Below are 7461 nucleotides of genomic sequence, written 5' to 3'. Positions count from 1 at the left end.
GGCCTGTTTTCAGGCGGCAACTTGGCGGCGTGCGTCAGTCAGTGTTTCCTCACCCGCCAGTCGTGGATCACCGACGGCTCCCGGCAGGAAAACTCCGCCGAGCACTCCTGGCATGCGGCCCTGTCCGCGCTGGTGCTCGCTCCGTATGCCGCCTTTCCGGTCAATGTTGACCGGGTGATCCGCATGCTGCTGCTCCACGACATCGTCGAAATCGATGCCGGCGATACGTTTCTCTATGACGACCAGGCCGCCGCCGATCAGGCCGCGCGTGAACAGGCTGCCGCCGACCGCCTGTTCGGCTTGCTGCCCTTCGAGCAGGGCAGCGCCGACCGGGCGCTATGGGATGAGTTCGAGGCGGGCGCGACCCCGGACGCCCGGTTCGCCAAGGCGGTCGACCGCGTCAATCCCGTGCTGCTGAACCTTGCGACGCAAGGGATCGGGTGGCAGCGGCACGGCATCCGCCTGGAGCAGGTGCTGGATCGAAATCGTGGAATCGAGGGGCCGTTGCCCGCGGTCTGGGCGGTGTTGCGCCGGCGTTTGGAAGCCGCCGCGAGCGCCGGGTGGCTATTGCGCTAACGGAACTGGCGCCTCAATAGCCCGTGTGACTCGTCGGGTCCTGTTCCTTTTTGCTTAACCGCTCGCTGCGATCCTTGTCAGTCGCCCAGATCACTTGCGGAAACAGCAGCACGCGCAACAGGCCGATCAGCATGTAGAGGTAGGTGACCGAGAACAGGATGCCGCAGGCCATCGAAATGATCTCGAAGTTGGGCGACACGTACTTGATGCCCCACCACGACATGACGTCGGTGAGCGCCGCAGCCAGCCCGACAGGAAACACCCACTGGTAAATCCACAGCTGGTTGAACTGCATCGAGAACGGGATGCCGATGACCAGAAAGCTGGTTGTGAAGCCGAACAGGTGGGCGTGGGTGAAGGCGATGAGTTTGCCCTGCGACATGTTGGCAAAGTACGCCTCGGCGCTGCCGTGCAGATGCAGTTGGTAGCCGATTTCCGCCGCGCCAAATGCGAAGGCGATGCCGTATAGCGTGATCGCGAGCGCCAGGCCGCGTTTGACGCCCGTGGGGTAGTAGAACAGCGTCAGTGATTCCTTGCTGACGCGGAACGGAACGGCCAGACGGCCCAGCCACAGCACGAGAAAGAAGAACACGCCCAGTGCCACCGGGCCGCCGATGGACTGCCACGCAGGTGGCGGCGGCTCGACCTCTACCAGGTCGTCCATCGCCAGGGTGTCGAGCACTGATAAATCGTCCTGAGCCAGGCTCCATTCCGACCACAACAGGCCGGCCGCCAGTACGGCGAGAATCCAGATGGCTTTCACGCAGTCTCCCCATGTTTTTCTGCCAGTCTAATCGCTTGTGCATGGTCACCGCGCGCCGTACTGTTCGCCGCGGGGGGTAACGCAATGGTTGACGCGGGTCAGCAACGTACATACGAAGATGGCGAACTGGTCTTTGCCGAGAGCGATGCCGGTGATGTCGCTTATTTGATTGATGAGGGTGCGGTCGAAGTCTTCACCGGTCACGACGACCAGCGCACCGTGTTCGCGACGTTGGGTCCGGGCGAGATCGTGGGCGAAATGGCGCTGATCGACACACGTCCCCGGTCGGCCAGCGTGCGCGCCATCGGGACGACCAAGCTCACCGTGATCAGCCGAGAGGGGCTGAACGACCGGCTCGAATCCGTCGACCCGATGGTGCAGCTGGTGCTGCACAGCATGCTGGACCGTTTTCGGGTGGCGATGCATCGCGTGCGCAGCGGCGAGGAAGAACCCGCGCCGCGCCGGGTGCCGGAGGCAGAAGCCCTGCCAAACTCGCCGGTGAACGAAGCGCTGCGCCACGGTGTGTTGCAGCAAAGCCGCATGGAAGCTCGGCTGCGTGGTGCCATTGCCGAGGACATGCTGGAGCTGCACTACCAGCCCATCGTGAAGCTTCCGCTCGGCAAGCCGGTTGGCTACGAGGCGCTGGCTCGCTGGCCGCAGCCGGATGGCGGCATGATCTCTCCGGGCGAGTTCATTCCGCTGGCGGAGCAGACATCGCTGATTCTTGAACTGGATGCCTGGGTGATCCGGCGGGCCTGCATCGATTTCATGGCGCAGGGCAATCGGCTGCGCGGTCAGTACGTGAGCATCAATCTATCCGGTCGCCAGTTTGCGCAATCCACCGCATTCGAGCTGGTGGCCTCCACGCTGGACGCAACCGGCTTGCCGCCCGAGCGTCTGCAAATCGAACTGACCGAGGGCGTGGTCATGACCAATCCCGCCTATGCCGCCGAACTATTGGCGGAGTTCCAGAAGCTCGGGATTTCGATCGCCATCGACGATTTCGGCACGGGTTACTCGTCGCTGGCGTATCTGCACAATTTTTCCGCCGACGTATTGAAGCTGGATCTCAGCTTCGCGCGCGAGGTGCGCAAAGGCCCGAGTGGCGCGCGGATTGTCCGCGGCATTTCCGCGATGGCCGATGAGCTTGGCCTGCGCGTGGTGGCCGAAGGCATCGAGGCCGAAGCCGAGGGACGTCAGCTCTACAAGCTCGGCTGTGGCTGGGGGCAGGGGTTCGGCTTCGGCCGGCCACGGCCGCTGGCCCAGGTGCTGGCCGACACGACCAGCGCGTGACCGGTCCCCTGTGCAAGCCTTTGCGTGGCGGCCGCCGATGCGCGTGGGCGTTGCTGGCCGCGATGCTTGCCGGCTGCACGGCAACGCCGCCTCCTCCGTCGATGCCTGCGGCCGATGCGCCGCTGGAACTCGCCGTGCAAGCCCTGATGCAGCGCGAAGGCGTCCAGGGCCTGGCGCTGGCGGTGATTCGCGATGGCGCTGTGGATCAGGTTCTCAGCCTGGGCAGTCGTGATGTGGGAGCAGCGTTGCCCCTGACCGACGGTACGATTGTCTACGGCGCCTCGTTCACCAAGACGGCTGTTGCCTACCTCGCCCTGCAGTTGGTCGACGAAAACCGGCTGGACCTGGATGCCGGCTTGCCGCAGCTGCTGCCCAAGCCCCTGCCGCATTACACCGCCCCCGGGCGCAACTATTCGGATTTGCTGGGCGATGTGCGCTGGCGACGGCTCAGCCCCCGGGTGCTGCTGTCGCATGGCTCCGGCTTCGCGAACTTTCGCTGGCTGGAGCCGGATGGCCGACTGCGCTTCCACTTCGAGCCAGGCGTGCATTACGCCTATTCCGGGGAGGGCTACCGCGTACTGCAACTCGCGCTGGAATCGGTGCTGGGCATCGGGCTGGACGAGGCCATGGATGAACGGGTTTTCGCCCCGCTGGGGATGGCGGACACGGCGATGGTCTGGCGGCCGGATTTCGCGGATCGGGCGGCGCTGGGATACGACATCGACGGTGAGGCCATTCCCCATGACCGGCGCGCGGTGCCTGCTGCAGCCGGCTCCATGGACACGACGATTCGCGATCAGGCCCAGTTCTGGGCGGCGCTGGTTCGCGGCGACGGCCTGAGCGAGCACGCCCGTCGCGAAATGTTCCGTGCGCAACGGCCGATCACGTCGGCTCAGCAGTTTCCAACCCTGCCCGAGACGCGAGATGCGCCGTATCGGGATATCGGCCTTGCCGCCGGCCTCGGAGTGCTGCGGTTCGCCGGCCCGCAAGGGCTGGTGTGGTTCAAGGGCGGCCACGATGCGGGCACCGCCAACATGGCGATTTGCGTGCAGGCCCGCCGCGATTGCCTGGTGCTGATGTCCAATGACGTGCGCGCCGAGCGCATCTTTCCGGCGGTTAGCCGGCGCGTGCTGGGAGCAACCGGATTGCCGTGGTCCTGGGAGTACGGCGGGTTGTCCGATACTGCGAACTGATCGTTCGCCGGTCAGCCTGACTTGAGGCGCACCAGCAGCATCGTTGCCGCCTTGAGCACGGCGCGATCAACCGCTGCCTGCACCGTGTCGTCGGCCGGTTCGGTGTTCAGATGCTCGACCGATTGACCCACGAACGCGGCGTAGCGTGACGCGGTCTGCGCCGCCTGGAAGTCCGTGGCGTCGATTGCGCCGGCGTGGGTGATGTTGAGCTGGCGATCGGTCGCCAGCAGCACGAAGAACTGCTGGCCCTGGTGCTCGCCCGGCACGATGATCGACGTGCCGATGGGGCGGCGATCCCGCACGGGCACGTAGATGGTGTTCTCGTCTTCCGTCACCAGCGTCACGCCGCGCGCGGCCGCGCGGGCGATTTCCTTCTCCGTGAACAGTGCATCGACGAGCTTGTAGGTCGTGACGTCCGGAAACAGCGCTCGCACCGGTCTGGGAATCAGGTTGCTGGTGTCCAGCCAGTCACCGGGCGCGTCGGGCGTGGAGTGGTCCGAGCCGGGGTTGGCGCGAGCGTTCGATTCAGCCGCGTTGCGTTGCCCGTCGCCATCGGCATCCAGCGACGCGATCTTGGCGAAGGCGCCGGCGTTGAGCCCGGCATCCTTGAACTGCTGGCCGTAGGCGTTGACCGGCGTGCCGCCGCCATCCTTGTGGCAGGCGTTGCAGGACGGCATGTAGCCGAACTGATTCTTGTAGAGCCGGGCAAAGGCCGGTTCGGCCTGTGCGGGCAGGCTGGCGAGCAGCAGCGCCGACGCAACCAGCCCGGCGGTGAGTCGAAAGGGCGCAAGGCGCATGGATCGTCCTCAGAAATCGAACAACGCGGGCACCTGCTCGCGCATCGGGGTCAGTGGGTCGTCGCCGGCGGCCAGCGCCCGCTCCAGATGTTCGCGTTGCCAGGAGCCATCGGGCGGCATCAGTAGCCCGGCCTTGGCCGTGCCACGGTAGCGCTCGTAGTCCAAGGCATCACGAATCTTGTCCGTTGCCTCTATGCGCTCCAGCACAGCGGCCTCGCTGGCGCCGGCCATGAAGTTCAGCCGGGCGCTGGGGTTGTCGCGGTGGCAGCCAAAGCAATACGTTTCGAAGGGTTTGAGCTCGGAATCCGCGGACAGTTGCAACGGTGGCTCGCCCTCACGGATCGGGGCCGACAGTTCGGCGACCGGCAGTCCCCAGCGCGTGGGCATGGCGTCGGCATCCAGCGTATCCAGCAGCGCCAGCATGATCTCGGACCGCCGGAACGGCACGGCGGCCACATGGGCATCCAGCGCGGCGCTCTGCACCGCAGACACCACCGCATCAACACGGCCGGCGGCCTGCAGGCGTGCGACGTCGGTTGCGGTGAATTCCTGCGCCAATGCGTAGACGGCGTCGAGGTCGCCGGGCTGTGACCAGCGCCGCGGCGGGCGGCGGGTTAGCGGATCGAACTCGCGGGGCAGTGATGGCAGGGCATCGAACTCCTCCAGCTTGTCCTCGCTGACCGGGTTGTTGCGCGCTGTGTCGCGGCCGAATACCGCGCGCTTGAGGCCGGCCAGCCAGCCGCCTTGATAAAGGTCATCTTCCAGCGGATCGCGGTTTTTCAGATCATTGTCGGGTAGCTCGAAGCCGCGTTCGGGCCAGTGCTGGGCCAGGCGGGTGATCAGATCCATCGCGGTTTCGGACTGCGGATCGAAACTGCCAGGCGCCAGGGCAAAGCGCAGGGCTTGGCCGAGCAGCATGCGGCGACAGGCATGGCCGGCTGTATCCGGACCGCAGCCATCGAGCCAGATGCGCTGTGCCAGCGGAATCATATTGGCGATGTCGGTGGCGTTGTCGACCGCTTCGGGTGCCGCAAGGCGGACGCCCAACGGCGCGCCGCGCAGGGTATCGATGTTCGGGTGAACGTCACGGATGCCTGCAGCGATGTCCGGTGCCGCATTGGTCTCCTCCCACGGGCGCACCGGAAAGATCGCCGCGGCGTTCTGGTGACAGGTCAGGCACACGTTGCGCCGGGCGTAGACGATGCGCGGCGTGCAGCCCTCGCAGTAGTCCTGCACCAACTGGAACTCGAAGCGTCCGGCGGCCTCGTTGTAGGACAGCACTTCGATTTCGTTGGCGGCATCGACAAAGCCGAGAAATAGCCGGCCCTTGATCGGCGGCGTCAGCGCGACGCCCGGTGGAGGTGACACATCGGCGGACAGCACGACCCGCGGATCGGCGAAAGAGGAACGACCTTTCTGCAAGGAACGGCCGTGGGGAATGAGCACCGTGGTGGGGCGGCGTCCGTCGACATCCAGCGAGGCCAGCCAGTCGACCACGGATTCGAAAGGGTAGGGCAGCGCGCCATTCTGGGCGACGAGCTGATCGAACAGCGAGCGTGTGCCTTCGGGCGGCAGGTCGGAATTCGGGATGACCTGCGCCGACAGGCTCGCCGGGTCGTAAAGCGGAGGCAGCCGGTCGGCGAGCGCGTCAACGCCGGGCTCGGCCACCGGGCGGTCGCCACAGCCTGCGCAGAGCAGCAGGCCCATGGCGATCAGTCCGACTGCGACGGGCAGTCGTACGCGGCGCCGCGCGCGCCGGCGCCGCTGCTGTCCAGGCTCCGTCACGACCGGGTTACATCAGCTTCAGGAATTCGGTCAGCGCCGCCTTGTCCTCGGCCGAGAGGTCCACGCCGAACTGATGCCCCTTGTTCTCGATCAGGTCGTCGCATTTCTGGAACAGGGGTTTGTGCGGATCGGAACTGGCGAAGTAGGCGACCGGAGTCCCTTCTTTCACCGGCAGCTTGATCAGGCCCTGGCCGTCTTCGCGAGGGGCCACCTTGATGTCTCGGTCGGTGAGGCTGACCTTTTGCGGGCGATGCGGTTCGTCGTTCGGATCGTCGGACATGAGCAGGCGCTGCATTGCGATCTCGTACTGCGCGATGCGGCCGGCGACGGTGTAGTCGATCCCGCCATCGTCCAGATAGGTCAGTTCGCCGAGGGCATTGTTGTGCAGGAACGGCGCGATGGCCCAGACATTGATCAGCGAGATATTGCGGTAATAGCCCGCGCCGTCGTCGGCAAAGCTTTCACCGTCTTCGGCGGGGCCGCCGATGGTCTGGGTGCCGACGGCATTGCCGCCGATCAGCGGGAACATCCGGTTGATCTTTTTCGGCTCCGAGCCCGGCGACGGGCGCTGCCGATAGGTTTCCGAGGCGAACTCTTCCCAGATGTGCCCGGTGGAGTGGTTGTCATGCCGGGCGCGGCAGCTGTTCACGCCCACGACGTTGTAGGGCGTGGGTTCGTCATTGCCCAGCCAGTCCTGACCGAATACGCCGTGGTCGGCGAACTGCTTCGGCCGCCACTGGCCGTCCTCGGTTTGCACCAGATGCTGCTCGCGGAACGACTCGGATTCGAGTTGCGCATCCGTGAACTCGTGTTGCCAGAAGTCCTCGGCGCCAAACACGTGGCCTTCGTAGTAGCGCTCCAATGCATCCGGGTCGCCGACGATGGCATCCGGCGGCAGCTTGGTGGAATGGCACTGCGCGCAGTTGCGTGCGTAGACCTTGCGGCCGGCGGGGACCTGGTCCAGGTCGATAAAGGCATCGCCGGACGTGCCGTCGACGTCGGTGGCATGCAGCAGATAGGTCGGGCCGCCGCTCAGCAGATAAGCCGCCAGATC

6 protein-coding genes and 1 pseudogene are annotated in these 7461 nt (G+C 65.7%); 3 read left to right on the top strand and 4 right to left on the bottom strand.

Features of this window, described 5'->3' with window-relative positions:
- Positions 1-576: HD domain-containing protein (locus ACE1EY_RS00290; RefSeq protein ID WP_370299166.1), on the top strand; the 576-nt coding region annotated here is incomplete at its 5' end.
- 13 nt (positions 577-589) lie between these two features.
- Here the strand turns inward: ACE1EY_RS00290 and ACE1EY_RS00285 are convergent.
- Complete coding sequence (locus ACE1EY_RS00285; RefSeq protein WP_370299165.1) at positions 590-1339, bottom strand: hypothetical protein; 750 nt, start codon at positions 1337-1339, stop codon at positions 590-592.
- Between the two features lie 84 nt (positions 1340-1423).
- On the opposite strand from ACE1EY_RS00285, the gene ACE1EY_RS00280 reads away from it, so the two are divergent.
- A complete protein-coding gene (locus ACE1EY_RS00280) occupies positions 1424-2632 on the top strand; it encodes an EAL domain-containing protein (RefSeq protein ID WP_370299164.1) in 1209 nt (402 codons plus the stop codon).
- Positions 2629-3825 (top strand): serine hydrolase domain-containing protein, encoded by a 1197-nt coding sequence (locus tag ACE1EY_RS00275; protein WP_370299163.1) that lies wholly within the window; start codon positions 2629-2631, stop codon positions 3823-3825. Before ACE1EY_RS00280 ends, ACE1EY_RS00275 begins: the two co-directional genes overlap by 4 nt.
- A gap of 11 nt (positions 3826-3836) precedes the next feature.
- Here ACE1EY_RS00275 and ACE1EY_RS00270 read toward each other — a convergent pair whose 3' ends face one another.
- The 3 genes and pseudogenes from ACE1EY_RS00270 to ACE1EY_RS00260 form a co-directional block, all read right to left on the bottom strand.
- Entirely contained in the window at positions 3837-4622 is a 786-nt protein-coding gene (locus tag ACE1EY_RS00270) for a hypothetical protein (RefSeq protein ID WP_370299162.1), read from the bottom strand.
- A gap of 9 nt (positions 4623-4631) precedes the next feature.
- Positions 4632-6329 carry a hypothetical protein gene (locus tag ACE1EY_RS00265; RefSeq protein ID WP_370299161.1) on the bottom strand — a complete coding sequence of 566 codons (1698 nt, stop codon included), beginning with the start codon at positions 6327-6329 and terminating at the stop codon, positions 4632-4634.
- 85 nt (positions 6330-6414) lie between these two features.
- Positions 6415-7461: pseudogene (locus ACE1EY_RS00260) on the bottom strand (hypothetical protein); the annotation flags it as partial.

The sequence above is a fragment of the Abyssibacter sp. genome (assembly GCF_964229365.1).
Classification (GTDB): Bacteria; Pseudomonadota; Gammaproteobacteria; order Nevskiales; family OUC007; genus Abyssibacter.
Note: the sequence above shows the minus strand (reverse complement) of the source record. Positions and strands in the feature narration are given on the sequence as shown.